Genomic DNA, 24,306 nt, shown 5'->3' with positions numbered 1-24,306 from the left:
AATTTCTGCCTATAGCTCGTTCAATGTTTGTTTTCAATGTGATAGATGGCTCAGGAGCAGTAACAGCGCGCTCATTTCCTGATTGATGAGACACCCGAATGGGGATCAGGAGACTGCGCGCTCTGGCGCGATGCGGCAAATAGGCGCTATATTCACCGCAAAATACGCGGTGAAAAATGACATATATACATGAACGTCCTTCCTGGCCCACGTTCACATGGGCGGATGATCGTCTTGCAACCAAATTAGGCGCTGTTCGACATAGGCAAGGTCGGTTGGTCGGACATATGAGCGCTCTTGGCTTTGCCATGCGCGAAGAAGCGGTCCTTGCTACGCTTACCCAAGATGTTCTCCAATCCAGCGAAATAGAGGGAGAGCGTCTCGATCAGGACCAGGTCCGCTCATCCATCGCGCGTCGACTGGGTAAGGACATTGCCGGCCTGGTGCAGGCGGACCGTCATGTCGATGGTGTGGTGGAGATGATGCTAGACGCCACGCAGAACTATTCGGCGCCGCTAACCGCGGACCGGCTGTTCGCCTGGCACGCAGCAATGTTTCCAACTGGGAGAAGCGGTATGACCGCAATCACCGTAGGCGCTTGGCGAACTGACGACAAAGGGCCCATGCATGTCGTCTCGGGTCCAATTGGCCGGGAGCTTGTTCACTATGAAGCGCCGGCAGCCGCTAGGCTAGAGGAGGAAATGGCCCGGTTTGTCCAATGGATAGAATCCGATACGGGTATCGATCCGGTGCTTAAAGCGGGCATTGCGCATTTCTGGTTCGTGACTCTTCATCCATTCGATGATGGAAATGGCCGAATTGCGCGCGCGATCGCCGACTTGACGCTCGCCAGGGCTGAACAAACTGCCCAGCGCTTCTACAGCATGTCCGCTCAGATCCGACAGGAACGCAATGTCTATTACGGTCTGCTGGAGGCAACGCAAAAGCGTGACGGCGACCTCACGGACTGGCTGGAATGGTTTCTTGATTGTCTGGGACGTGCTTTCGACGGCGCGGAACAGACATTGTCGGCTGTCCTGCACAAGGCACGCTTCTGGGAAAAATTTGGGACGACGCCAATCAACGACCGGCAGCGCAACATTATAAGCCGACTGCTCAACGGTTTTGAAGGAAAGCTGAACTCCTCTAAATGGGCGAAGATCACCAAAGTCTCCGCTGATACCGCGCTTCGGGACATTCAGGACCTTGTCGAAAAGGCTATTCTCGTTCGGGATGACGCAGGCGGAAGGAGCACCAGCTATTCTCTTGCCGATATCGAATGAGCTGAAAAGAAGCGAGGATGAGCATCAACTTCTGCGAACGGCCTGGGCTGGCCGGGAGCGGCCGCTGGCTTGGCGTTCCTCGGCTTCCTCTCCATTCGGTGGGCAAGCCGGGGATCGAACGCGCACAGCATCTGGCAAGCATCCCGATCCTGAGCGTTTCATCAGCGGCTCTTGCGACACATTGGCGAGCATGGACCTGCTCAAGCCTCTCATTGCCTCTTGGCGACCGCGCCACGTTGCGGATTATCGACCATGCGGATCATAGCTTCAAGGTCAGTGCAAAAAGCGGCCGCGCTGCCAGCTATGCAGAAGCCGAAACGCTGGATGGGCTGACAGGCTGATCGGCCTGAACTTCATTGGCGCGTCCATCCAGCTCTCCGGCGGAGAGGCGGAAGGGCTTCGATCATGGTACAAGACGCAGGCGGCCGCCATTTGCTATTGCACGGGAATGAGCATCATGTCTGGCGTTACATCCTATCGACGGATCGGGATCATCGGCTCCGGCCGGGTAGCGTCCGCCCTTGGACTCGCTCTTGGCGAGCTCTCGGTAGAGCCGCTTGCGCTCTGGAGCCGCGATCCTGCACGATGTTCTGGCGCGGCCGCCTTAATAGGAAGGGCCGTTGCCGCGCAGCGAATGGCCGACATCCCCAAGACCTGCGACCTCATCATCCTTGCCGTTTCGGACGACGCGCTCGAACAGAGCATCTTCGATCTCGCGGCCGTTGGCGGGACTGCAACTCCCTTTGTCTTCCATGTCAGTGGACGCACCGGTACTGCCATATTGTTGCCGCTCGCCGCCAGGGGATGGCTTACCGCAGCGATTCATCCCGCCATGACCTTCACCGGTGATCCGCAGGCGGAGGTCCGGCAGATGATCGGGGCGCACTTTGCTGTAACCAGCTCGACGGGCCAGGCGAATGCAGCAGCCCATGCCATCGTCGCACATCTGGGTGGCGTTCCGGTCGACATCGCCGAAGAGCATCGGCCGCTCTACCATGCTGCCCTGTGTCATGGCGCCAATCACTTGGTCACGCTGATCGCCGACTCCTGCGAGGCGCTGGCAGTCGCTGGTGTGGACAATCCCGCCGCGCTGCTCGCGCCGCTGGCCCGCGCCGCGCTGGAGAACAGTCTTGGCAAGGGCATGGCTGGCTTGTCAGGTCCTTTGCTGCGAGGCGATGAAGAGACGATTGCCGGGCATATCTTCGCCTTAGGTAAGGACTGCCCCTCTCTCCTGCCACCCTATCAGGCGATGGGGCTGGCGACACTCGACGCGCTGCAACGGCTGAACGGAAGGGAAGAGCCTTCTCCCTGCCGACCTATGCTGGAGATGGGTCGATGACGAAGCTGTTGCTAGCAGGCGCAACCGGACTGGTCGGTAGCGAAGCACTTGCCCTATCTTTGGAGGACGAGCGGGTGACGAAAGTCATAGCGCCAACCCGCCGGCCGCTTACGCCCCACCCCAAGCTCCTCAATCCCATTGTGGAGGCCGGTAGCCTTCCGTTGACCGCCGATTGGTGGGTCGTTGATGGCGGCGTCTGCGCGATCGGAACGACAAGGGCTAAGACTCCATCGCCCGCAGCGTACCGCGCCATCGACTTCGATTATGCTCTCGCCATCGCCACGCGGATACGAGAAGGCGGCGCGCGCCGCTTTGCCCTGACGTCTTCCATGGGCGCAAACGCGCGATCACAATTCCTGTACTCACGGACCAAGGGCGAGTTGGAGGACGCCGTCACACGTCTCGGCTTTCCCTCGCTGACCATAGTCCGTCCCGGTTTCATCGGCGGAGAAAGGAAGGAGCATCGGCCGATGGAGCATATTTTCGGCGAGGTTCTGCGCCTGGCTGATCCCATCCTGCCGCCCATGGCGCGGATCAGCCCCGCAAGGACAATAGCCGCTTTTCTCATCGAGGCGGCAATCGGCGGAGCGATCGGCAGCCACCGCGTCAGCGCGGCCGCTATAGCGCGTGCCGCAATGAACCATCACCCATAACTCGGATCATGCGTCGCTCGCCAAATTGTGGGTTCACCGCCTGAGGATAAAGCCCCACCCTTCTTTGCCGCTCAAAAGGCAAAATCATATTTCCAACTGCTGACCTTCAGCTGTTGATGGACGTGATGATTTCAGACTGAACGCCGTCAGAGCCGTGTTGAGGTGCGGTGGATCAGCGTCTACCCCTGCTACGCGGCGCTCCTCATACGTCTGGTCCGCGACGCACCGGCTCGTGTCAGCCATGTCCCTCGACAGCGAAGCCAGCAAGCACTTCAGCCAAAGGTTCAACGCTCTCGATATTACCGTGAAGTGCATCATTCAATGCATCTTCGACCTTATTAGCAATGAACCGCGAAGGCCCGGCATAAGCGAGAGACCAGGTTAAAAACCGCCGGACGTCGTAAGGTCCAGATGCAATCGTTCGAACATCCTCATGTCGAGGATCTCGAATGATGCTTTGCTTGAGCTCAGCTATGGCGGCGGGCGAGCCTTCAAGATATTGCGCGAAGCGGCGTTCAGTGAACAGAAGCGCGCCCGTTACCCCTAGCAACCGATTGCGCGGTCTTGAGACGTCGACGATATCTCGTACTTGTTCATCAACCTGCACGGCCCCCAAGCGGCTCGTGCTGATATAAAACCATCGCTCAAACATGTGAACGCTATAGAACATTCGTACAAACGGAGTAAAGACGAGGCGCACGGTGGGGACCGTCCTGTGCGCCTCGTCTATACCGGTGGCCATTCCTTCGGGGGAGGAGATGACCGATCGAAGAACTCCCTCTTACGGATTCTTAGTTAACAGGCACCCAGCGCGACTGTCGTAAAAATACGACAGCCCTATGTCCCCGTTCCTTAGGCTCGCAGCGCTAGCGCCCCTCCCAAAATTCGGAGGTCCACAATGTTCGAGCAGAAAATCGAGGCTTTCAGCACAACTGAGGGTGGCGCAGACCTGCGCCGTCACCCTCGGCGGACGGTGTTCAAATCGGCATTACTCTACCCCGTCATCAAAGAAGCAAGCTTGTCGATCACGAATGTCTCCAGCCAAGGCCTCAGCGGCCGGAGCGCGCTGTCACTGGGCTTGCGCGATGAAGTGCATATCAGCTTCAATGCGACGGATTTTCTCACCGCGGAAGTCCGCTGGACGAACGGCAGCCAGTGCGGCTTGCTGATGGAAGAGCCGCTGCTTTGGCTTGGTGGGCATGAGACCTTCATGAACCAACTGGCTCCTGGTGATCCACCCAGGGAAACCCGTATATCAGTGGACATGGCCGCTACGATTGTTACTTCAGCGCCCGTCATGGTTGGCACGATCCGCAATGTGTCCGTCGAGGGCATGATGATTGAGACCGCGGGCCTGAGAGAAGGCACGCGGCTCCTGGTGAAAAGCCGTGGACGAGGCGTGCGAATGGGCCGCGTGCAATGGTCGAGCGGCGGGATGGTGGGTGTTTTTTTCGAAAGCGGAATCTAGTAAAGCATAGTTGACAACCATTTCTACAATGACGTTACGCGGCTAAGGAGAGGAGCAAGAGTCGTTCGCGATGGGCGCAAAATGTCCCGTATATATCGTCCTCAAAGACGCCAGCATCCGCCGACACCTGGTGGAGACTCTTCGCGCAGAGCTATATCATCCGACGCCATTTGCATCCGGTAGCGACTTTCTCGAAGCTCTCAATCACCTTCCGGCAGGTGTAGCACTCTTAGATTTGCATCTCCCGGACAATTGGGTGGATGTGCTGACGCAATTGCTATGGACCCGGAAGGATATTCCCGTGGTGATTACGGCAGAGAATGCCAATATCCAGACAGTAGTTCAGGTCATAAAAGTTGGCGCCGATGATTTCCTTGAACAGCCTTTTTCAAAGAAAATGCTGCTGGAGGTGATCGATCAAGCATCTGACCTTCTAAAGTCGAGACAAGATCTCCAGAGGCAGAGAGATCGCGCTAACTCTTTGCTGAAAAGACTTACGGGACGAGAGCTGGAGGTATTAAGGTCGATCCAATCCAACAAGAGCAATGAGGCCACAGCCAATGAACTGCATCTTAGCGTCAGAACGATCGAGACATACCGCTTACGCATCATGAGAAAATGCGGCGTGACGAAATTCGCTGATGCGATTTCAATCGTGGCGATCGCTTTGGATGGCCGCAACAAGCTTTGAGCGATATCGCCCCTACTTTCGTCACCATCCATATGCAGCCAATGGGGAACGTCTGCGCCGAACTTGCTAGCCGACATCATAGCGAAGGCATCAACGTCAGATCAAAAGCCGAAGAGGGCAATCCGATCATTCGAACACCTAGCAAACGAGCGCCATGATACGTGATCTCGAAACTGTCTTTGCCCGGCTACGCAAGTCTGCCTTTCGCATGAGATTTCGGCTCGGTCCTGCTGAGCAGGCGTATCTACAGTCGCGCGGGCTACCAGTCATACTCAGCCATGGGGCGGACTTCGTTGCTAAACGCCTCGCACCCGCAGCGCCAACCAACGACGGCCGGCAAACTCCCATGCGTGGCCATCCCGTCTTTGTCGCTCAGCATGCCACGGCGACTTGCTGCCGCGCCTGTCTTGCTAAATGGCACGGCATAACTCAAGGGCGGCTTCTGACACGCAGCGAACAAGACCATATTATTTCTGCGATAGCCCGCTGGCTTGAGGAACAGCATTCCTGATCTTGCGTCGCATCAACTAACCTCAAGAGCTCAGTTCAGTTTCGTCCGGGTCACCCCAAGCATGTCCATGAGCTGGCTGCCGGTCGTGTCATCGCCATTTTGCAGGATGGCCGCGAAGCCACCGATGAGCTTGCCAAAATGCTCGCCGGCCAACCTGATGTCGCGCGGCGTGCGCTTGGTCTCATCGGCCGTGATCAGCATCGCGATACCCATGGCCAGGGCTTCCGACAGCATCGGCATTGCGATGGAGGCATGGCCTTCCTGCACCTCTCGCGATCCCATGGCGTAGGTGACCGCCTGGATCGCAATCTGGGCGCAATAGTGTCGGAATTCGCCCGGCGACAGGTTGTCGGGAATATCGAACAATTCTTCCGGGACCATTTTCATGCTCATTGGCTCATCCTCTAAAGCGGCTCACCGCTTTCTTCCATTCTCGCTCGTCGGGTAGCGGAAAGCGATGACGCGGGGGTTTGTTGCTTGTCTCCATCACCAGCGGACGTACCTTCCGGCCGTAACGCTGGGAGCAGGTCTTGCAGTAAAATCGGCGCCTGGCCTCCCTGAAGTCATCGCTCCAGCCTTTCTGATGGAATTTCCACCACAGCCCATGCGCCTCGAAAAACGCTTCGCGCCGGCAACGACATTCGACCCTGACGGAATAGTGCCATGCCGCGGCTTCGAAGATGCAGGTTGCCACTTTGAGTCCGTCCCGATAGCGCGCCACATCATTCCTGAACCAGATCCGGCGAGGGCATCGAAGCAATCAGATCTCCGGTGCTGATCTCCCATGCCCTGGCGAGCGCATCCACTTCTGCACGCGACACGCGGTCGCCGCGGCTGATCGTCATGAGCCGCGCGGCTGCTATGCCAGTCTGCCTAGCGAGGCGCTCGAAGGGTGTGGCGCGCTGGCGTTGCCAGGCATAAAACCATGGATCTCCCTCGCGAATGCATCGGGCGACAGGATGCTCATGGGAAAAGCTGTCCAGCGGCCGTGCTATCGGGCGCTCACCTTTTCGCCTGCTCACAGCAGCGCACCCTGCTCGATGGGCTAGAAGAACCGCGCTGCGGTCACAGCGTTGCGATAGTGAACGGTTTCAAGGCGCTCAGCCTCTTCAAACTTAACCGGCGTCCATTCTTCCGACGGATAGACTGTGTTGTAGATGACGCGCGCCGCCTCCCGCAGCGTGTCTCCTGGTTGCGACATGATATCCTCCTGAGTCGGTGGGCATCATAGAACAAATAGAGAACATATGGGAGAGGGTTTGACAGGTGGGATCACCAGCCACTGCCCAGGTTGATCAATCCGAGCAGGCTCAAAACGATGATCGTGAGGATGGCAGAGATCAGCAGGGAGCCGAAGCAACCCAGTTTATTCGAGAAGAACAGGAACACTGGCGCCTCCTTGCCTGAACTAAGCATAGGCCGCGGGTGACCTGATTGTTCCCGCCCCGTTGACTCCCATGGACACAATTTCCACCTTGCTGGCATGTGCAACCGGGCTGAACGCGGCGACACGCAGAAGGTGCTGAACCTGTTCGGCGCGACAAAGGGTGCGCGGTTCAACGAGGGGCCACTCCAGATTCATCCTGCGCAGCCTGGCACCGTTATCCGCCTGGACAATGGCGAACGGGTTCTGGAGCAGATGACATGGGGCTTCCCCCTGACGCAAAAGAGCAAGAAGACCGGAAAGCCGCTCAAGCCCAAGCCGGTCAACAATGCCCGGTTCGACAAGCTGCACACCTATTTCTGGAAATGGGCAGCCTCAAAGCCCGAGCATCGCTGTCTGATTCCGACCGCGTGCTACTGTGAAGCCTGCGGGGAGCCGGGCTGCATGACCGAGACCTGGCTGTCGGTGAAGGACCAGCCGATCTTCGCCTGGGCGGGCTTATGGGCGAACAGCGATGAATGGGGCTCGGTTTTCACGGGCGTGATGACGGACAATGCTCCCGACCTGATCGACATTCACGACCGGTCGCCTGTGATCATCGATCCTGAAGATTGGGACTTCTGGCTGACCGCGCCGCTGGAGGAACTATACCGGTTTGACCGCCCCTATCCGGCGGATCGACTTGCGGTGGAGCATACGACCACGCCTTGGTTCCAGAGGAAGGCGGTTGCCAGTCCGGACCAAGCGCACCTACTATGACGGACCTGTCGCAGCCTGACGAGGCCCGATGCTGGGCAAAGGCTCGAGAGGTGATCGAGAAGTACGGCGACGATGTAGACGCATTCCTGGAACTTATGATCGACACATGCGGCAAGGAATGCGAGATGCAGCTCCTCATGGAGTGGCTAGTGATCCGGACCTGTGTCGCCAGGATCCTGAACGGCAACGGCAGCACGGCAGCGCATTAGCAGCCCGCCTGCCGCTCCGGGTTCAACACCTCAGCCACAGTATCGTAGCTCTCCTGAAGCTCCAGCTTTCGACCATCAGAGAACACCACGAGGGTGCCATCATCACATGGCTGAAAATAGTCGATCTGATCCATGTTGATGGTGACGGGATTGCCATCGGCGAGGGTAAATTCAGCAATCATCGAAACATCTCCTGCCTGGGAACAGCGCTCTACACGCCGTTTCGTTGCGGAGATTTCGCAGGATGATGTTGTTCATCCTCCTCTCGGCTGCCCCTTCACCTGCAGGAACAGCACAGAATTTTGCTAACTATCGCAGTTTAAGGCGAATCGTTTCGTCTTCTGCTTTGATTCTTGGTGCAGGTTACGCCTGCATTGCGACCCAAACTTGCCCCGCCATCATAGTGAAGGCGGGGCTTTTTGCTATGGAACTTCCGTTATAATACTTCATCGCCGCTAGACAGCGCAAGAGAGCTATGTCGCAACCATCAGCCAGGATGGCGCTTATGCCTTTGCAGGTTACCTGCATTGCGACCCAACTTAGCCCTGCCTTCCTTTCAGTGAGGCGGGGCTTTTTCCTTAAACCATTCAGATCGTTTGCAGTTCCGCCCCTGGCTGCCCACGATTTGTCACTTGTCGGAAGGTAGCCATCGAGGCAGGTCCTACCTTCCGAGCTCAAGGGTCATTAACCGGCAGCGGCTTGTGGCCTTCCTTTTCATGATGCAGGACGTCGCCCAGCCGCCGCATGTCTACCAGCTGACCGCAGCTGGGACAGGCATAGAAATTGTCCGCCTCATCCTCCGAAACGCTAAAGGTGGGCAAGCAAGCATTCAGCTCTTCGCGTGTCTTTTCGTCGATCATGGCAGCACCGCATGGGGTCATCGCGGTTGAGCAACTGCCTCTCTGGAGTCGCGCACCGCAGCTACAGAAGAAGCCCCGCAGCGGGGAATCGAGCGGGGCTTCCCAGGCTTTGTGCCTGCCGATCATTATACGCTCGATAAGCACGAAAACCCATGGTTCATTCGGACTAGGGGGCCGCCGCGATGATTTATGACGCTATAGCAAATCCATCGTAGACGCCGCACGCGCGCTTAAAGCTTCGGCTCCAGTAACCGCGCCGCTTTTCGCTTCTGCATCTTCAGCGGCGGGGTAGCTCGCTCCAGCTTTTTAACGGTCGTCCAGAAGCCATCCCGTTCCCGATCCGTCAGGGTCCTTCCAAGACACTCAGCCGCTGATTTTCGCTCCCCAGCTGCGGAACGTCCCGTATTCTGACGGCTCTCGGTCCCTTTGAAGACGTTCGACGCCGAAATTCCGTCTTTCAGCTGCGGACTGACCGCTGCCCAGGTGCATGAGCGGGTGCACGATTTACGTCCCCTTAGTCACCATTGGCATCAACCACGAAAACCGTGGGTTTGCCTCGGGACGCCGGATCCCATCCTGCCGATAATGCTGCCCGCACCCCTCGCGAAGCAATCGCATCGTTTATGTGCAAACGCCCTTTCGGCAATCCTTTCATCAGGCGCTTGGGTGCCGGAAATTCCAGCACGGCTTCGCGCGGCATGTCTCTCTGACGTAGGGAGACAGTCATTCCCTTCCAGCCATCGGAAGAGGACAATTGAGGCTCGCTCAGGAGTTCCCAATCATATTTGGAACCGTCGATCTCTACAGTGCCGCTGCGGCCGGGTGCTTTAAACATGTCATACCCTTAGCATGTCAGCAGCGGTACTCCATCCGTGGTATGGCAGGTTTTCTCGACGCCCTCAGTCGCCATTCTGAGCGAACAGGATCATATGGTCGAATCCATCACCAACGGGCGTATAAGCACAATCGTCTGCAGCGCGGCAATTCCTCTGGGTGAATGGTGGGATGAGGTTTATCTTAATCGCCTAACCAACCGGATATAATCTCGCCCTTGTGCCCTTCGGGCGCTAACGCCGCGCGCAAAGCTTCCAACAGTGGCGGCAGTGTCTGCGTGAAAGCGTAGGGCGGATTGACGATATAGAGGCCCGCGCCGTTGTAGATGCCGGGTTGCTCGCTATCATATAGCCAATGCTCCACCCGCAGCAATTTTGGGACGCCGAGCTTGCGTAACTGCTGCTTCCACTGCCAATGCGTGGCGCGGTCTTTCAGCGGAAACCAGATTACCGTCACACCATGCGCCCATTTGCGGTGAGCGGCGGCGAGGGTGGCGGTGATGCGCGCGCGTTCGTCCGGCTGCTCGTAAGGCGGGTCGACCACCACCACGCCGCGCGCGGTGCGGGGCGGCACCATAGCCAGCCAAAATTCGTAGGCGTCGCGTTCATGCACGGCCGCGCTGCTGCCCCGCATCACGCCGCGCAGTGTGTGAGCGTCTTCCGGGTGCTTTTCGTTGAGGATCAGGAAATCCTGCGGGCGCAAAAGCTGCGCCAGAAACTGCGGCGAGCCGGGGTAGAGGCACGGTTCGCTACCCACGTTCACCGCCTGCACAGCGGCGCGGTAGTCGTCCAACAAGGGGTCCGGGTCGGCAAAGGCCCGCAGCACGCCCTGCGTGGCCTCGCCGGTGCGTTGGGCTTCGTCGCCGCCAAGGTCGTACAGCCCGCAGCCGGCATGAGTGTCGATCAGGGTCAGCGCGCCCGGCTTATGCTGCAAGGCCCGCACCAAGGCGATTAGGAGGCTGTGCTTGACGACATCGGCGCTATTGCCGGCATGGAAGGAATGGCGATAATTCATTGTGATTCATGATCCTGACGGCCTGCCTTTAGACGAGCAGCCGGACCTTCTGCAAAGCGAAGTTACGGGCAGAAACCTCCGAAGCGCTTTAGCGGAAGGCCCAAGCCCGCGTAGTGATCGTCACCGGACGCGAACGACCCTTCTTTGCCGTACAGCCGCCGATTTTCCGTTCCCATCTGCCGCTCGTCCGCTTTCCCGCCCTGGATGCCCATGACTGGCCGACAGGCGAAGTCAGCTGCCCAGACGACGGGCTGGGAAAGCTGCCGCTCGCGCGACGTCGGCTCCCGACCAGCTTAAGTCGTTCTGCTATCGCGCTTTGAACGGCTGTTCCCGCCGAAGCCCGCCATTCGCCCAGCGCGAAGGCGTCAAGCAAGAATGCAAAACGCGGCGGGCTTGGCCTGAGACACCGCGAGAGCCGCGATCGGCGTCAGAGCCCCGTTGGGGATGCACGGGTCAGCAGCTATTCGAAACTCTGCTCGCCTTCTCGATCGCGCTTGCTCTCATGTTCGATCCAGCGTTCGAGTTCGGGCAGCATGTCGGTGACCCATTGCCGAACCTCGCCTCCAACATTGTCACCCAGCGTTGTGATAGCTGCGCGACGCCGAACCAGGATATCGGCGAGCGAGCCGCTCCAGCTGCGCGGATGCAGCCGCGACCAGGTATCACCGAGAAACGCCCGCTTGTCTGGCGCGTGGCCCAATATTTCCAAGAAAAGCGTGGAGACACCATTCTCCTCTTCGTCCTGCTGCCGCTTGAACATGGGGATGCTTTTGCCAAGCAGCGGATAGCGCCGATCCGGATCGATATTCGCCCACTGAACAAGGGTCTCGGTGCCGACATCTTCCACCGGCGTGCCAGAGCCAAAGTCCCCCTCAAACAGTCCCCGATTCCTCGGCCGGAGCTCAGGAAGCAGGAATTCGTCGAGAGCGATGAGGGGATGCGTCTCGAAGAGCGCCTTCAGGACATAACCAAGGTCGTAGGACGAGAGATAGACGGTCTCCAGCCCGGTCCGAACCCGCGCGCAGATCTCGCGCAGCGTCGCCGCGCCATCGGGTCCGGCGCAGCAGACCCGAATGACGGTATGGAGCCCGAAATCGCGCAGCGACTGCTTCTTCCCTAAGTCGGCGCGCAGCAGCAGTTCACGGCCGACGGCAATCAAGGATGGCGCGCGTTGTCGGCCCTCCTCCCGATCGCGGTAGAAGTGCATGTGAAGGATATCGAGCGCGATCTCCACGCCGTCGGCGAGATTGGCGATGTCGGTGAGCAGCGGGCCAAGTGCGTCGGGTGGAGACTCCCCGACGCTGCCATTGGCGATGCTGTAAAAAGTCCGCGCTGACAGGACGCCACGTTCAATGGCACGCCGAAGCCGCGCAATGCCCTGGGTATCGATAGCAACACGCGCCTGAAAATAGGGCAGGCTCGTGGCGAGAGCGGGATTCTCGATCACATCCTCCAGCGCGGCGTCGGCGAAGGCCGAATCCCTCGCGTGCGCGCCATGGATGAACCCGCCCAGCACCGTCGCATTCCGGCAGTCCACATCGGCGGCAGAAAAGAGGCCCAGCAGTTCCCGCCACATCGCATCAAGATCGGCGGTGCCATCCGACAGGCCGATGCCGCACTCGTAGGCGCGCTGCGGATGTTGTTCGACGAACAGTTCGGCGATGAAGGCAGCGCGCGTCTCCGGGTCGTGGGCGAGCGCGGCTCCGATCTCCTTCGCTAGCTGGGAGGCGCGCTCATACGGCTTCATGACATCGCCATCCTCGGCATCACCGTCAGCGACATCCCAACCGAAACTGCTGCGCCCCAATATGACCGCACGGGCCTGATGGAGAAGATCGGTGGGTTTCAGGCGGTCGATGATCGCGGTGAGACGGGCGCGAACCTCACCCGGCATCGCGTCCCCCTCGAAGCGCAGTGCTGTCCGGAAGCCGATCCACCCTTCTATCCAGGGCCGCTCGGTCGAGAAGTGGGCCGCTGCTCGTTCAAGCGCGTCGTGGCAGGCGCCGAAGTGCCACAGCTCCCTTACGCTGTGGGCAAGGTGATCCCGGGCGTTTTCGATGATTGGCGAAAGCTCGATCCCCAGGTCGACCGCGCCGTTGTACCAGGCCCAGATGCCGCCATAGGTCGGCGGGCGCCAGCCATAGTCGCGTGACCGGGCGCCGAAGTCGAAGTCGCTGGATGAACTGAAATGGTGCGCCTTCAGCAGCGCGTCGAGAGCGACGCCGGCGCAGCGCACCAAAGCCGGATCACCGGATTGCGCGAACCGGCGCACAAGCGATCGCCGCTGGTCCGGCAATGCTTTGGTGCCGGACAGGTGCAGGTGAAACAGCTCGGCGAACATGTCGGATGCCGAGTTGTTATTGTGGTTGGGCGGTTCGGCGGAAAGGAACCGGGCAAGCAATGTCGCCGCGCGGTCGAATAGCGGTGGATCGTAAGCGAGGAGCTTGATCAACCGTATCCATTGCCATCGGTCGCTCGACTGCGGATCGAATATCGCTGCGCCGCGCGGCCCGGCCACGTCTCGCTCGATCCTTGCGAGCACGGCATCGGGCGCGACCGGAGCGATATTCGTGATGATCTGGAGGCCGTCTTCGCCTAACGCCGCGAGATCGCCAAGAAGACCGTCGGCACCGAGCCAGCGCTCGACCGCGGTCCGTGCTTCGGCGCTGTCGTGCAGATAGCCGAGGCGGCGCGAAAGGGACTTCTGCATCCGCGCCGTGAGCGATGCGCAGAAGCGATCGAAATCGGCCGGGGGCATGCGTTCGAGGGCGAACCCTGCGAGCGGGTTGGCGATCGCGTGCGGCAGGATCGCGCGCCATCGTCCGCGCAGCTGCGCGATCCCGCGCTGACGAAGCGTGTTCAGCGCCGCATATATCGTCGCGACGGAAACGCCGCGAATAGCAGCAACCCGCGCAATTTCGCCGCTATCCGACGTGTCTTCGCCATCGATCGAATAGAGCAGTGCAAGGTCTTCGGCGGCGGAAAGAAGATCCCGGTCGGGCTCGTTGCGCTGGTGAAAAATCCGCTCGAAGAGGTCACGGCTCTTGAGTTTTCCCAGCGTCTCGCCTTTCCCGAGGGTTTCGGCGAGGGCGCGCGCCACGCGGAAATTGCCGTCGCTGAACTCGGATATCGTGCGCCGGTCCACCTGCGTCACATCGGGGAAGGTCTTTTTCAGCCACAGCTCCACCATTTCAGGCGATGCTGATTGCAGGCGAAAAACCTCAGTGCGCTCGGGCTCGTCGTCCCGCACATCATACTCGACCGTGAGAAGGCTGACCTGGCTACCTGTTTCCGAGCAGATGCGGGAAAGTTCACTATGCGTCGCCGGATTGCAGTTGTCGACGATCAGGATCGCGCGTTGCCGCGCGATCACCAGCTGGCGCGCCATGTCCCGTGCGGTCGGATCAGTCTGCGCCGAATAGTCGGTATAGACGGCAAGTCCCGGATCGAGCGGCGCCTCGCCGACACCATCTTCGAACAGCGCCTGCACGAGACGAGTCTTTCCGAGGCCGGACAAGCCGATCAACCGGATACACTGACGAGCCTTGTTCAGGGAGGCGCGAAGCCGGGCGATACCCTCGCCGATCGTAAGCTGCTCGCGGTCGCTCGTTTGCTCATCGGTCAGGCAAGCCTTGTCGTTGAAGAGATAGGGCGTCTCCTCGCTCACGCCGACACCGCACCAGTCGCCGATGCTGCTCCAGCCCGACATGCCGATGCCGAGCCGCGTGCGGACCCAGGCCGCAATTCCGGGATAGTGATTGACCCAGGTCGCCAGCCGGTCGCGGTCGTAGAAGTCGCTATGCAACTGCCCGGCCTCGGGCAGATCTTCGAGCTGCGCCCGGATCGCATCGCGGCGGTCGCTCAGCGGCTTGTCGGCGACCGATCCTTGCGCGCTGACGATGATGTAGGCGCCCGAGCGAGCCGCGAGTTCGGCGATGACCGGCCGTAGCACTCCGCCAGGACGCATCTCGTCGCGGATCGCGCTCGCTGGCATGTCGGGCTTCTTGACCTGAAATCCGGTGTGCTGGCGCGGCACGAAATCCGGCCTCGTCAGGCCGGATGGGCATTCGACCCTGACATCAAGCCCGCCATCGGCCGCATCCTGATTACCGCCAGCGGTCACCGACGAACTGGGGCAACCCTGCGCCCGCAATTCTGCCAAAGCGAGACGTGCGACGAGTGTCCGCAGATCGGCGTCATTGAGGTCGGCGACTTGTGCGCCAGTAATTTCGAACATCGTTCCCCCCTTTCATCGAATATAGGAGAGCATGCGGGAGAACAAAGAGCGGTCAAGCCGTGCCATCCCGACTTTCTAGTCGGTGGTCCGGGGCAGGCAATCAACGTTGTCGCGCGCGTGCCCGGCATGGGCTAAAGGCGATGAAGAGTCGTGACTTTCGACAGATGGCGATATGCACCACGAGCGGGTCTGCCACACCCGTCGCGGGCATAGGCACCCCACCCTCCGGTTTTGAGCGTTAGATCGACGTTCTCGACCGCGAACGCCCCTTCGGCACCAACCACGATGCGAAGCGCCTTCTTCCACGCCCAGGTATCCGGCTTGATGAAGGCCACGAGTTCTGGAAGCGCCCCATCGATGCGGGGTGCCATGGCCAAGTCCAGATAATCAATCGCGTGGCTACAGACGTGGCGATCGACTACACAAATGCCATGCCGATTGCCACCGACGGTTCCGTTCATAACCACGAGGGGCGCTTGCTTTACTGCAGCGCCGATCGCTTTGTCGCGCATGTCGGCGAGGGCGACCATTGCTTCATCTGCGACCGCACCGAGCGCGAGATCGCATTCAACCGCGAGCATGTGCTGCCAAACTGGCTGCTCCACCAGTTTGGCCTGCATGGGAAATCGGTGACGCTGCCCAATCGCGTGCTGCACAGCTACGGCACCTATCGGATCCCCTGCTGCATCGACTGCAACACGAGGCTGAGCAAACATTTCGAGACGCCGATAAGCGAGGCGTTCGCGCACGGGTTCGCAAGCATCCAAGCGCTGGTCGAGCGCGAAGGTCCCGAGCGCTTGTTCCACTGGATGGCGCTGATCTTCCTCAAGATGCACCTCAAGGACCGGCGGCTCTACAAGCATCTCGACCGCCGCGAAGGCGATGCGCGGATCTCCGAGACCTATGACTGGGCGACGTTCCACCACATCCACTGCATGGTACGCGCCCATTATAGCGGCGCCGAGATCGGCGATTATGTGCTGGGATCGGTACTGATGATCCAGGTCGATCCCGACGCTGGCGACGAGCCGTTCGACCTAGCCTCAGTTACTGACGGGTTCACGCTCTACCTTCGGGCGGGCGACGTCGCGCTCTACGCGGTTTTTAACGATGCCCAGGCCTGTGTCGGTGCGATCGAGCCGGTGCTGGACGGCATCACGGGCATGCTGAACCCGTTGCAAGCCCGCGAGCTTGCCGCTGAGCTGGCCGCAGCCAACATGCATCTCGGCAACCGCCCGACCTTTCACACCCTGATGTCCGACGAGGACGGCGCGGATTTGCAGATCGTTGCGCGCCTCCCCGTCGGGGGGCCTGTCTTCGCCGACAAGAATCATGACCTGGTGGGGTTCGTGAAGCACTTCCTGCTCCAGCACGCGACCGGAAATGTCGAAGGGCGCTCACGCGAGGAAAGCTGCAACCTGCTCCGCCAGAACAAGCTGTCCTTCCTATTCGACAATGACGGCCGGTTCATTTCCGATGGAAGGGTTCCATCCAGCGATGCTGGCAGCCTGGTCGCCAATACGGCGCGGTTCGGAAAACGAGATGCCATCGGCAGCGAGGCCGTCCTGCCCGTTCCCGAGACAGATATGGACCGTCCCGGAGCGGGTGTCGGCCTGAACGGACGTGCGCCGGAGTCAGGCGCGTGAAATCAGGAAAGCGTGCGCAGGCGACGCACAAGCGGCAGCATTTCGTCCCCAAGTCCTATCTCGCTTCGTGGACCGATCCAGATACGCCAACGGACCAGGAGCCTTATGTCCATCTTCTGACGAAGGACGGCTCGGGCTACCGACGCAAGGCGCCGGCGAAGATCTTCCGCGAGACCGACCTCTACACGATTAAGATGGCCGGCGGACTCCGCGATCTCACGCTCGAGCATGGCCTGAGCCAGCTTGAGGACAATTTCATGCGGGTCGTGCGCGAGTTCATCGTGCCGCGGCGAACGCTGCCGACGATTCCCCGCTTGAAGCTGATGCTGTTCGTCGCGGCGCTGCATGCGCGCACGATCAAGATGCGCGATCATCATAGCATGCAGTGGAAGCGGCTGCTCGACATCGCCCAGCGCGGCGCGCCCGAGGATGGGCGTATTGAGTGGCGCGACAGAACCACCGACCCAAACGCACCGAGCTATATTCACGTCGACGACATTCGCGAGCTGGTCCAGAATCCGATGCCGACGACGGTGCCCGCCGCGGTCAACGCGGAGACGCCGCTGATGATGCAGATGCACGCTCGCATCCTTTGCATCGAAAGCGACACCGGCTTCATCACCTCGGACAGTCCCGTGGTCTGGATGAACGCCGAGAAGGAACAGACGTGGGAGACGCGCTTCTGGGGCCCGAGCTTCATCGACAAGGAGCTCGAGATCACGGTCCCGCTGACCCCGAACCGCGCTCTGTTGCTGCGGCACGGCACGCCGGGGCTCGATTATGTGGAAGTGCCCGATAAGGCGATGCGGATGCTCAATGCGCGCACCCGCCACTATGCGAACAAGGAGACGGTATCGCGCCTCGGGCATTACGAGCCGCTCAGCCTGCAGGATCCCAGTCTGCGCATGTCGGCCACCGGTACCAGCTACGTTCGCTAACCGGTCTCCCGTCAGTGCGGCGCGTCGCCGAGGATGCCAGTGCGCCGGACGCACGCCCACCAGTCTTCGACCAGTGCGTCAAGCGGCTCAATCGGCGACGACACGTCTGTCATGGCCAGCGCCTCGCAAACGCAACACGACTACGTCCACAACGTCAGCTTTCAGCGGAGGCTGACATTAAGAGTTCTGCACATGATAGGCAGCAAAGTCCCAGATGTCGCCGCCACCATCGACCCTTTTCCGCCGCTCAGTTGAAGAATTGACCTCGCCGGGTGCGGACCTTCCGCTTTCCACGTTATGTGCTTTGCGAGCTCGGCCCGAACTAATGTTAGGAACTATATAATGCCAAGCCGTTGGGCCATTCGCGCGGCAGGGAGCAGCAGATAGCGGATCATCACCTCATACTTGCGACCGAAAGGCACCGCTTCGGGCTTTTCCATCGGGAAGGGCAAGGAAGACATGTCGTCACGGGTGAGCGCTTCCGCGATGACCTTCCCCATCAGCGGTGCCATCACATTACCCCAGGCATTGAAGTACATCAGCCCGAAGATGTTCTTGCCCATCTCGAAAACGCCCGGAAATTGCCTGTCCCGTAGCGCGACGCGGCCGGTCCAATAATCGTCCAGCTCAATGGCCATACCGCGCGTCTCAGGCCAGACGCGATGAAGCCAGCGCAACTGCGAGCGGAAATGCCATTGAGCGTCATTTGCCCTGCCAACGCGCGGTATGGAGGAGAGAATCAGGCGGTTGTGGCGGTCCCGGACCATTGGATGTAGGTCAATCGGGGCCTGCGCAAATGTGCCGCCGCCCGGCAAGACATGGTCCAGCGCCTCGGGCGGCAGCGCCTTTGTTGTGAGGGCATAGGCCGTCAGAGGATAGAAAGCGCTGCGGAACGCCGGCTCGATCGCGGCGGGATAGGCATTGGTGCAGAAAAGCACCCGATCTGCCAGAACGCTGCCGTGCAGCGTCCGTAAGCGCCAACGCGCACCCGCGGGTTCCAACGTCAGAGCCTCGCTCTCTCCGTAGACTTTTGCCCCAAGCCGCGCTCCCGACGCGATCATGCCGTTTGTGAACAGATAGGGGTTTATCCGCCCCCCATTTTCGAAGATCACGCCGAAGGGGTAGGCATCCGAACCAAGCCGCTCCTTCATTTCCGAGCCGGAAGCCGGCACGAGGCGTTGAAGGCCACGCTCTTCGAGATAAGCATGTTGCCGCATGAAGGCGTTGAACGCTCCGCGGCTCTTCATCCCGTTGATGTAGCCGGAGCGAACCGCATCGCAGTCAATCGCATATTTGGCTGACAGATCGAACGGAATGGTATGATGTTCGCGGAAGAGTTCGAGGAACCGCTCTCCCATGCCGGGGAAACGCTCCAGCACCTTCATGTCGCGCAGGATCGGGAGAACATGGCCCGCATTGCGGCCCGACGCGCCCCAGCCCGGCTGCCGCGCTTCCAGGACCGCCACGCTGATCCCCGCCTCCGCCAGATGTAGCGAGAGGGATGCGCCTGCAAGCCCCGCGCCGATTACAACAACATCCGCCGACACCTCTTCGGCCAGCATCGGCCATCGCCGGGCCAACCCCTCCGGCTTGGTCCAGCCGCTGTTCGATATGGCGACCTCGCCCCGTTCATAGGCATGGCTGTCAGGCATTTTCTTGTCCCGGAATTGCGGTGAGTTTCCTTCGCTCATTCGAGCAAAGCAGCGAGGCGAGCGCCGCCGACACGCACAGGCAGGCGCAAATGAGGAGCGGCGCTGCGTAACCTCCCGCCGCCTGGTAGACCCAGCCCATGATCACCGGAGCCAAAGCTCCAGCAAAGCCATTGATTGTGAAGACGATGCCCAGCAGGGCCGGGTAGGCGCGATGGCCGGTGATCTCGCCCAACAGCATCGAACCGGTTTGGGCGGGCAAGCCAGCGACGCCGCCCCAGCAAAGAATGAAAACGATGGCCGGAATGACAGCGCCGCTCCCCACGCCCAACAGCGCAAAGGTCCCTGCTCCCTGAAGGATCAGGATCAGCGGCAGCAGGATGCGCGCACTCACCCGGTCGGAAAGATGGCCGCCAATCAGCAGGCCGGGCAGGCTCATGAAATTCGTAATGCTGAACAGCGTGACGGCATCCGCCGCATCCCATCCACTTTTGCGCAGATAGGCGATGAGATTGAACAATATGGCGTTCAGGCAGAGCTGGCTGACGGTCAGCACGATCGTCAATATCCAGAAGGCAGGCAGGCGCAACGCTTGTTCGCGGGCGAAGCCCGGCACCTCGCCCTCTTCCACCGTGGTGGAACCCTGAGCCGCCGCCCCACTGGGCAGCGCCCAAAGCGCGCCGAAGCAGATGGGGCCAGCCAATGCACCGAAGGTCCAGAATCCCTGACGCCATCCCAGCTGCTCGATCAACCACTGGTTGGCGGCGGGCATGACGGAACTGGCAAGCGCGCACGAGCCTATGAACAACGCGATAGCCAATCCCCGCTGCTGGTGGAAGCCATTCGATATCAGCGCGATGCCCGGCACGATCGTCGCGGCGCCGACGCCAAGTCCCGCGCACCCCATCGCCGCCATGAATTCCGGCAATGTCCGGACAAGGCCGGCCACAATCCAGCCGCCGAGCGCAAGGGCCGTGCCGAAGCGAAGAGGCCCCCCTGCCCCCAGCCTCGTCATCATCGGCCCGACGAGCAGATTGCCAGCGCTCATGCCCATAAGCAGCATGACCGGCCCGCCGCCCATCGCGGCCTCGCTCCAGCCGAAGTGCGGCTGCATAGCGGAGGTATAGACGCTAAGCGAACTCAGCATCCCGCCGATCAGCATGAACCCGATTATCGAAAGGATCGCCAACAGGCCCCATGGTTCATGCAGGCGCGATGCGTCATGTGCGGACGGCATATCCTAGGGGGCCTTGTCAGAGGGCTGAAAAGAGGCTTGAACCGGGCGTCCTCGGATCGATATGGAAAAGGCATGACGCGTGGAAACATTCGGCCCGGCGGGCGCACCGAAAGGGTCAGGCAGACCGTTGCCGCCACCGTCCTTGAGTTGATCAAGAAGGGTGCAGGCGAATTTTCCATGCTGGATGTGGCGGAGCAGTCGGGCATCGCGCGATCGACCATCTACGCCCGCTGGCCGACCCGGGAGGCGCTCATCGCCGAGGCGCTGACCATGCACAATTCCGCGTTCCAGGTCATGCCGAACCGCAACTGGCGCGAACATCTGCGCGTCATAGCGACAGCGTTCCGGGATTTTTCGTCCCAGCCTGACGAAATCGCCATAAACGGGCTGATGGCGAGCCTGGGTCCCGGCTTCATCAATCAGGAAACCGCGCGCCAATGGGAGACCATCTCCTACGACATGGCCGCGCCGCTTCGTGTTGCGCAACATGACGGGGAGATCCGCCCTGACGTGGATACGAGGGTAGTGATCGCGACGCTCTTCACAACTATTGCGGGCCTGATCGTGATCGCCAAGGATCAACCCTCCGACGAGTTTCTGGGTCAATTGACAAGCCTGCTGATTGCGGGGTGCGAAGTCCCGGCGGAACATGAATGACATTGGGTTTGCGGGAAGGACGCCATGAAGCTGCTCCCTTCCCGCCAACCTCTGTTCAGTAGCGGACTTTGGCATCCACGCCGAAGGTGCGCGATTTCTTGAACGACGCGCTGCCATAACCGAGGCTACCGAAGTCGATGCCGAAATCAATGTTGCGCTGGTTGGTGAGGTTATCGCCCCAGAAGCCAAGATCGAGCTTACCGCCTCCCACCGCGATATTGGCAAGAGCGATCCGGGCGCGCAGATCATGGTCCGGACGTGACCGGATGTCACGATTGAAGGGGTTCAACCGATCCAGCGTGAACCAATAGATGGTGCTGTGATAAGCATAGTCCGCGCGCAGCGAAAATGTGCCGATGCCAAGATCATATTCATATTGTACCCCGACATGGCTGTTCAGTTTGGGCGTCTGGGACAGTCTCGCTTCATGCGCGACGTTGATCAGGCCGTTGGTGAGCGGGTCGCGGTAGAGGTAGGATTTATATTTGGGTGAGGTGTAACCGATTGCTCCATCGATCGTCAGGCCCCTCACCGGAATAGCGGTGATTTCCGCCTCCACTCCGCGATAGGCGACGCTCCCGGCATTGGCGATCGTTGACGTCGCGCCGCCGCTGCCCGCCAGAAATTGCGGGATCTGCAGGTCGCTGTAGTCCACGTAGAAGGCGGACAGGTTGGTGCGCAGGAGACGGTCGAACCATTCGGCCTTCACACCTGCTTCATAGGCGATGACATTTTCCGGGGCGAAGACGTTGATCTGCGATGTGGACGGATTGATGCCGCCCGACCGGAAGCCGCTCGATACACGGACATAGCCCATCAGCTCGGGGCGCAGCTTGTAGTTGGCGGACACAAGCCAGGACAGGTTCTGGTACGACACCTTGCCTTCCAGATTGGGCTGCACATCGCCCTCCAGCGTCAGCCATTTGCGATCGCGCGTGTATCGAAGCCCGCCGGTCAGCTCCAGATCGCTGCCCTCTGGCGTATAGCTTAGCTGGCCGAACAGCGCATAGGAGCGCGCCTTGCCGGAAAAGGCCTGCAAGGGGAAAAGATTGACGCCCGCATCCCCGCCCGGAAGGACGAAGGTTAGCTTCTGATAATTGGCCTCGGACGATTTCTCGCTGAAATAGAAAGCGCCGCCGACATATTTGAACGGACCGGACTCGCCCAGCAACTGTAATTCCTGCGAAAACTGATGCTGGCGCTGCGTGGTGTAGCCGTCATAGGGCGTGACCGGCTGAACCCCCTCGGGAATGATGCTGCCATCGACGAACAAAATCGGGCTCAGCGTGAAGCCGCGCAAATCGCCATTGCCTGACAAGCCGTTGGCGCCATCCTGGCGATAGGAGCGATAGGCGGTGATCGATTTGATCGCGAGTTCTGGGATCAACTGATAATTGAGCGTTAGCGCGTGGCCGTAAACCCGCGCCTTGACGCCGAAGGTCGGGTCGCCGTTCAGGTCCAGTGCGGGCGTCTGCTCGCCCCGGCGCAGCCCTTGCGCGCCGATCTGGAACGGTGAGCCGCCCATCGATGCTGAAACGCCGAAATAATTGCGGACATCATCCGTGGCGTTCACCACCTGGAAAAAGGCCGGGACGCCTTCGCGCTCATTATAGTCGAAGCCGTAATTGACGGTCAGGTCGCCAAAGTCGCCCTCCAGAGCGACGGTGACCGCCGCGCTATTGAGAGCGCCCGGGTCCTTGCTGGATGGCGCCAGCACATTGTTGAAATAGCCGTCGCGCTGCCGGTGCATGTAAGCGGCCGATGCTTTGACAGGCAGATTGGCGATCTCGCCGGTATCAACCCGCAGGCGCGCATACCAGTCAGCGAACGTGCCATAGCCCGCCTTCGCTTCGAAGCCCGCATCCTTGGAAGGCTTGCGGCTGACCAACTGAATGGCGCCCCCGACGCTGTTGCGGCCGAACAATGTGCCCTGCGGCCCGCGCAGGACTTCGATCCGCTCCAGATCGACCAGATCGAATATCGCGCCCGCCGACCGCGCGATGTAAACGCCGTCAAGATAGATGCCGACGCCCTGTTCGGACACCGCGCTGGGCGATGCATTGCCGATGCCGCGAATGAACACGGATGCCGAGGTGATCGAGGCGGGCTGTTGGCTGATGCCTAGATTGGGAGTGAATTGCGCCGTCGCCACCACATCGCGGATGTTCAGCTTGTCAAGCATATCGCCTGACATGGCGGTGACCGCGACGGGCGTGTCCTGAAGATTTTCCCGCGTCCGGCGGGCCGTAACGACGATATCCTCCAGCCGCGCGCCATCGGCCGTCGACGCGGCTTCCCTCGCCTGCTCCTGCGCCGCAGCGGCACATGCCGAAACTGCTATCGATGCAATCCCGCCCAGCAAAGCATGCCGCCAAAAAAGTCCCACCTTCATGCACATCCCCTCTTTCGGAGGCTCTTTGCCGAGCCCGTCTCTTTAACGGGGAGCGATGTGACACATGCTTTTTCATTTAACAAGACATTTTGTATCGTTAAAGACATTCCCTGTTCAATGGGAAGGAGAGGCGCGTGTCAGAAATGGAAATCAGCGAAAACTATGGGTTCAGCGCAGCGCGGGAGGCGGGTGGCCTGCTATTTTGTTCAGGCCAGATCGGTCTGGAGGCGGATGGCGCTGTCCCGGCAGATAGTTCGCGGCAGTTCGAACTGGCCTTTGCCGCGGTTCAAGCCGTGCTCGCCCGCCATGGATGCGGCGCGGATGACATCGTCGATCTAACCAGCTTCCATGTCGGCTATCCCGATCACATGGAGGCGTTCATGGCCGCCAAGGACGCGTTCATGAGCGGCGCCGACAGCTGCTGGACAGCGATTGGCGTTGCCGCGCTCGGCTATCCGGGGTCGCTTGTTGAAATCAAGGCCATCGCCCGACTGCCCGTGGACGCGGCCTGAAGGATCGAAGCTGAGCAACAGAAAATACCTACT

The 24,306-nt window shown here is 60.2% G+C and carries 26 protein-coding genes; 13 read left to right on the top strand and 13 right to left on the bottom strand.

Annotation, left to right across the window (positions count from 1 at the left end; all coding sequences use genetic code 11):
* Positions 1 to 176: 176 nt before the first annotated feature.
* The 4 genes from ACZ5Y5_RS19835 to ACZ5Y5_RS19820 all read left to right on the top strand — a co-directional run bounded on the left by ACZ5Y5_RS19835 (position 177) and on the right by ACZ5Y5_RS19820 (position 3,275).
* Positions 177 to 1,283, top strand: coding sequence for a Fic family protein (locus tag ACZ5Y5_RS19835; RefSeq protein ID WP_464811812.1), 1,107 nt, complete (start codon positions 177 to 179; stop codon positions 1,281 to 1,283).
* 17 nt (positions 1,284 to 1,300) lie between these two features.
* Complete coding sequence (locus ACZ5Y5_RS19830) at positions 1,301 to 1,624, top strand: hypothetical protein (RefSeq protein WP_179046105.1); 324 nt, start codon at positions 1,301 to 1,303, stop codon at positions 1,622 to 1,624.
* Positions 1,625 to 1,731: 107 nt separating this feature from the next.
* Positions 1,732 to 2,622 carry a Rossmann-like and DUF2520 domain-containing protein gene (locus tag ACZ5Y5_RS19825; RefSeq protein ID WP_464811811.1) on the top strand — a complete coding sequence of 297 codons (891 nt, stop codon included), beginning with the start codon at positions 1,732 to 1,734 and terminating at the stop codon, positions 2,620 to 2,622.
* A complete protein-coding gene (locus ACZ5Y5_RS19820; RefSeq protein WP_464811810.1) occupies positions 2,619 to 3,275 on the top strand; it encodes a Rossmann-fold NAD(P)-binding domain-containing protein in 657 nt (218 codons plus the stop codon). Before ACZ5Y5_RS19825 ends, ACZ5Y5_RS19820 begins: the two co-directional genes overlap by 4 nt.
* A 235-nt stretch (positions 3,276 to 3,510) precedes the next feature.
* Here ACZ5Y5_RS19820 and ACZ5Y5_RS19815 read toward each other — a convergent pair whose 3' ends face one another.
* Positions 3,511 to 4,017, bottom strand: a complete 507-nt coding sequence (locus ACZ5Y5_RS19815) for a BLUF domain-containing protein (RefSeq protein WP_464811809.1) — start codon at positions 4,015 to 4,017, stop codon at positions 3,511 to 3,513.
* A 156-nt stretch (positions 4,018 to 4,173) separates the two neighbouring features.
* Here ACZ5Y5_RS19815 and ACZ5Y5_RS19810 point away from each other — a divergent pair, with 156 nt between their 5' ends.
* The 3 genes from ACZ5Y5_RS19810 (at position 4,174) to ACZ5Y5_RS19800 (ending at position 5,945) form a co-directional block, all read left to right on the top strand.
* Positions 4,174 to 4,743 carry a PilZ domain-containing protein gene (locus ACZ5Y5_RS19810; RefSeq protein WP_464811808.1) on the top strand — a complete coding sequence of 190 codons (570 nt, stop codon included), beginning with the start codon at positions 4,174 to 4,176 and terminating at the stop codon, positions 4,741 to 4,743.
* A gap of 70 nt (positions 4,744 to 4,813) precedes the next feature.
* Positions 4,814 to 5,434: a response regulator transcription factor gene (locus ACZ5Y5_RS19805; RefSeq protein WP_464811807.1), complete on the top strand. Its 621-nt coding sequence runs from the start codon at positions 4,814 to 4,816 to the stop codon at positions 5,432 to 5,434.
* A gap of 157 nt (positions 5,435 to 5,591) precedes the next feature.
* On the top strand, positions 5,592 to 5,945 hold the full coding sequence (locus ACZ5Y5_RS19800; protein ID WP_464811908.1) for a DUF4186 domain-containing protein: 354 nt from the start codon (positions 5,592 to 5,594) through the stop codon (positions 5,943 to 5,945).
* Positions 5,946 to 5,975: 30 nt separating this feature from the next.
* Here ACZ5Y5_RS19800 and ACZ5Y5_RS19795 read toward each other — a convergent pair whose 3' ends face one another.
* From ACZ5Y5_RS19795 to ACZ5Y5_RS19785, 3 genes are all read right to left on the bottom strand, one after another.
* Positions 5,976 to 6,338, bottom strand: coding sequence for a hypothetical protein (locus ACZ5Y5_RS19795; protein WP_464811806.1), 363 nt, complete (start codon positions 6,336 to 6,338; stop codon positions 5,976 to 5,978).
* A gap of 329 nt (positions 6,339 to 6,667) precedes the next feature.
* Positions 6,668 to 6,967: a helix-turn-helix domain-containing protein gene (locus ACZ5Y5_RS19790; protein WP_464811805.1), complete on the bottom strand. Its 300-nt coding sequence runs from the start codon at positions 6,965 to 6,967 to the stop codon at positions 6,668 to 6,670.
* A gap of 23 nt (positions 6,968 to 6,990) precedes the next feature.
* The gene (locus ACZ5Y5_RS19785) at positions 6,991 to 7,146 is read right to left on the bottom strand and encodes a hypothetical protein (protein WP_464811804.1); all 156 of its coding nucleotides are present in this window, start codon (positions 7,144 to 7,146) and stop codon (positions 6,991 to 6,993) included.
* A 282-nt stretch (positions 7,147 to 7,428) separates the two neighbouring features.
* Between ACZ5Y5_RS19785 and ACZ5Y5_RS19780 the strand changes: the two genes are divergently transcribed.
* Both ACZ5Y5_RS19780 and ACZ5Y5_RS19775 read left to right on the top strand, forming a co-directional pair.
* Positions 7,429 to 8,088: an SOS response-associated peptidase gene (locus ACZ5Y5_RS19780; RefSeq protein ID WP_464811803.1), complete on the top strand. Its 660-nt coding sequence runs from the start codon at positions 7,429 to 7,431 to the stop codon at positions 8,086 to 8,088.
* Positions 8,085 to 8,297, top strand: coding sequence for a hypothetical protein (locus ACZ5Y5_RS19775; protein ID WP_464811802.1), 213 nt, complete (start codon positions 8,085 to 8,087; stop codon positions 8,295 to 8,297). Before ACZ5Y5_RS19780 ends, ACZ5Y5_RS19775 begins: the two co-directional genes overlap by 4 nt.
* Here the strand turns inward: ACZ5Y5_RS19775 and ACZ5Y5_RS19770 are convergent.
* The 6 genes from ACZ5Y5_RS19770 to ACZ5Y5_RS19745 form a co-directional block, all read right to left on the bottom strand.
* A complete protein-coding gene (locus ACZ5Y5_RS19770) occupies positions 8,294 to 8,479 on the bottom strand; it encodes a hypothetical protein (protein WP_464811801.1) in 186 nt (61 codons plus the stop codon). The two genes, ACZ5Y5_RS19775 and ACZ5Y5_RS19770, sit on opposite strands and share 4 nt — an antisense overlap.
* 492 nt (positions 8,480 to 8,971) lie before the next feature.
* Positions 8,972 to 9,157 carry a hypothetical protein gene (locus tag ACZ5Y5_RS19765; protein ID WP_464811800.1) on the bottom strand — a complete coding sequence of 62 codons (186 nt, stop codon included), beginning with the start codon at positions 9,155 to 9,157 and terminating at the stop codon, positions 8,972 to 8,974.
* Positions 9,158 to 9,671: 514 nt separating this feature from the next.
* Entirely contained in the window at positions 9,672 to 9,992 is a 321-nt protein-coding gene (locus ACZ5Y5_RS19760) for a hypothetical protein (protein ID WP_066532280.1), read from the bottom strand.
* Positions 9,993 to 10,174: 182 nt separating this feature from the next.
* Positions 10,175 to 11,005 (bottom strand): 23S rRNA (adenine(2030)-N(6))-methyltransferase RlmJ, encoded by an 831-nt coding sequence (locus tag ACZ5Y5_RS19755; RefSeq protein ID WP_464811799.1) that lies wholly within the window; start codon positions 11,003 to 11,005, stop codon positions 10,175 to 10,177.
* A gap of 460 nt (positions 11,006 to 11,465) precedes the next feature.
* Complete coding sequence (locus ACZ5Y5_RS19750; RefSeq protein WP_464811798.1) at positions 11,466 to 15,242, bottom strand: hypothetical protein; 3,777 nt, start codon at positions 15,240 to 15,242, stop codon at positions 11,466 to 11,468.
* Positions 15,243 to 15,373: 131 nt separating this feature from the next.
* On the bottom strand, positions 15,374 to 15,862 hold the full coding sequence (locus ACZ5Y5_RS19745) for a hypothetical protein (RefSeq protein WP_464811797.1): 489 nt from the start codon (positions 15,860 to 15,862) through the stop codon (positions 15,374 to 15,376).
* 9 nt (positions 15,863 to 15,871) lie between these two features.
* On the opposite strand from ACZ5Y5_RS19745, the gene ACZ5Y5_RS19740 reads away from it, so the two are divergent.
* Complete coding sequence (locus ACZ5Y5_RS19740) at positions 15,872 to 16,888, top strand: hypothetical protein (protein ID WP_464811796.1); 1,017 nt, start codon at positions 15,872 to 15,874, stop codon at positions 16,886 to 16,888.
* Positions 16,885 to 17,826: a DUF4238 domain-containing protein gene (locus ACZ5Y5_RS19735; protein WP_464811795.1), complete on the top strand. Its 942-nt coding sequence runs from the start codon at positions 16,885 to 16,887 to the stop codon at positions 17,824 to 17,826. Before ACZ5Y5_RS19740 ends, ACZ5Y5_RS19735 begins: the two co-directional genes overlap by 4 nt.
* 335 nt (positions 17,827 to 18,161) lie before the next feature.
* Here the strand turns inward: ACZ5Y5_RS19735 and ACZ5Y5_RS19730 are convergent, their stop codons facing one another.
* On the bottom strand, positions 18,162 to 19,478 hold the full coding sequence (locus tag ACZ5Y5_RS19730; RefSeq protein ID WP_464811794.1) for an NAD(P)/FAD-dependent oxidoreductase: 1,317 nt from the start codon (positions 19,476 to 19,478) through the stop codon (positions 18,162 to 18,164).
* The gene (locus tag ACZ5Y5_RS19725; protein ID WP_464811793.1) at positions 19,471 to 20,712 is read right to left on the bottom strand and encodes an MFS transporter; all 1,242 of its coding nucleotides are present in this window, start codon (positions 20,710 to 20,712) and stop codon (positions 19,471 to 19,473) included. The genes ACZ5Y5_RS19730 and ACZ5Y5_RS19725 overlap by 8 nt, the downstream gene beginning before the upstream one ends.
* 72 nt (positions 20,713 to 20,784) lie before the next feature.
* On the opposite strand from ACZ5Y5_RS19725, the gene ACZ5Y5_RS19720 reads away from it, so the two are divergent.
* Positions 20,785 to 21,369: a TetR/AcrR family transcriptional regulator gene (locus ACZ5Y5_RS19720; protein ID WP_464811792.1), complete on the top strand. Its 585-nt coding sequence runs from the start codon at positions 20,785 to 20,787 to the stop codon at positions 21,367 to 21,369.
* A gap of 55 nt (positions 21,370 to 21,424) precedes the next feature.
* On the opposite strand, the gene ACZ5Y5_RS19715 is transcribed toward ACZ5Y5_RS19720, so the two are convergent.
* Positions 21,425 to 23,761, bottom strand: coding sequence for a TonB-dependent receptor (locus tag ACZ5Y5_RS19715; RefSeq protein WP_464811791.1), 2,337 nt, complete (start codon positions 23,759 to 23,761; stop codon positions 21,425 to 21,427).
* 143 nt (positions 23,762 to 23,904) lie between these two features.
* Between ACZ5Y5_RS19715 and ACZ5Y5_RS19710 the strand changes: the two genes are divergently transcribed.
* Positions 23,905 to 24,273: a RidA family protein gene (locus tag ACZ5Y5_RS19710; protein ID WP_464811907.1), complete on the top strand. Its 369-nt coding sequence runs from the start codon at positions 23,905 to 23,907 to the stop codon at positions 24,271 to 24,273.
* The last annotated feature ends 33 nt before the right edge of the window (positions 24,274 to 24,306 follow it).

This window comes from Sphingobium sp. TomTYG65, assembly GCF_055395525.1.
Note: the sequence above shows the minus strand (reverse complement) of the source record. Positions and strands in the feature narration are given on the sequence as shown.

Coding starts and splice junctions, on each gene's coding strand:
- ACZ5Y5_RS19775 (WP_464811802.1), top strand. CDS start 8,085: ATGACGGACCTGTCGCAGCCTGACGAGGCCCGATGCTGGGCAAAGGCT.
- ACZ5Y5_RS19815 (WP_464811809.1), bottom strand. CDS start 4,017: ATGGCCACCGGTATAGACGAGGCGCACAGGACGGTCCCCACCGTGCGC.
- ACZ5Y5_RS19795 (WP_464811806.1), bottom strand. CDS start 6,338: ATGAGCATGAAAATGGTCCCGGAAGAATTGTTCGATATTCCCGACAAC.
- ACZ5Y5_RS19810 (WP_464811808.1), top strand. CDS start 4,174: ATGTTCGAGCAGAAAATCGAGGCTTTCAGCACAACTGAGGGTGGCGCA.
- ACZ5Y5_RS19830 (WP_179046105.1), top strand. CDS start 1,301: ATGAGCATCAACTTCTGCGAACGGCCTGGGCTGGCCGGGAGCGGCCGC.
- ACZ5Y5_RS19835 (WP_464811812.1), top strand. CDS start 177: ATGACATATATACATGAACGTCCTTCCTGGCCCACGTTCACATGGGCG.
- ACZ5Y5_RS19715 (WP_464811791.1), bottom strand. CDS start 23,761: ATGAAGGTGGGACTTTTTTGGCGGCATGCTTTGCTGGGCGGGATTGCA.
- ACZ5Y5_RS19805 (WP_464811807.1), top strand. CDS start 4,814: ATGGGCGCAAAATGTCCCGTATATATCGTCCTCAAAGACGCCAGCATC.
- ACZ5Y5_RS19765 (WP_464811800.1), bottom strand. CDS start 9,157: ATGATCGACGAAAAGACACGCGAAGAGCTGAATGCTTGCTTGCCCACC.
- ACZ5Y5_RS19720 (WP_464811792.1), top strand. CDS start 20,785: ATGACGCGTGGAAACATTCGGCCCGGCGGGCGCACCGAAAGGGTCAGG.
- ACZ5Y5_RS19750 (WP_464811798.1), bottom strand. CDS start 15,242: ATGTTCGAAATTACTGGCGCACAAGTCGCCGACCTCAATGACGCCGAT.
- ACZ5Y5_RS19785 (WP_464811804.1), bottom strand. CDS start 7,146: ATGTCGCAACCAGGAGACACGCTGCGGGAGGCGGCGCGCGTCATCTAC.
- ACZ5Y5_RS19820 (WP_464811810.1), top strand. CDS start 2,619: ATGACGAAGCTGTTGCTAGCAGGCGCAACCGGACTGGTCGGTAGCGAA.
- ACZ5Y5_RS19760 (WP_066532280.1), bottom strand. CDS start 9,992: ATGTTTAAAGCACCCGGCCGCAGCGGCACTGTAGAGATCGACGGTTCC.
- ACZ5Y5_RS19725 (WP_464811793.1), bottom strand. CDS start 20,712: ATGCCGTCCGCACATGACGCATCGCGCCTGCATGAACCATGGGGCCTG.
- ACZ5Y5_RS19825 (WP_464811811.1), top strand. CDS start 1,732: ATGAGCATCATGTCTGGCGTTACATCCTATCGACGGATCGGGATCATC.
- ACZ5Y5_RS19745 (WP_464811797.1), bottom strand. CDS start 15,862: ATGCAGGCCAAACTGGTGGAGCAGCCAGTTTGGCAGCACATGCTCGCG.
- ACZ5Y5_RS19730 (WP_464811794.1), bottom strand. CDS start 19,478: ATGCCTGACAGCCATGCCTATGAACGGGGCGAGGTCGCCATATCGAAC.
- ACZ5Y5_RS19710 (WP_464811907.1), top strand. CDS start 23,905: ATGGAAATCAGCGAAAACTATGGGTTCAGCGCAGCGCGGGAGGCGGGT.
- ACZ5Y5_RS19780 (WP_464811803.1), top strand. CDS start 7,429: ATGTGCAACCGGGCTGAACGCGGCGACACGCAGAAGGTGCTGAACCTG.
- ACZ5Y5_RS19755 (WP_464811799.1), bottom strand. CDS start 11,005: ATGAATTATCGCCATTCCTTCCATGCCGGCAATAGCGCCGATGTCGTC.
- ACZ5Y5_RS19770 (WP_464811801.1), bottom strand. CDS start 8,479: ATGATTGCTGAATTTACCCTCGCCGATGGCAATCCCGTCACCATCAAC.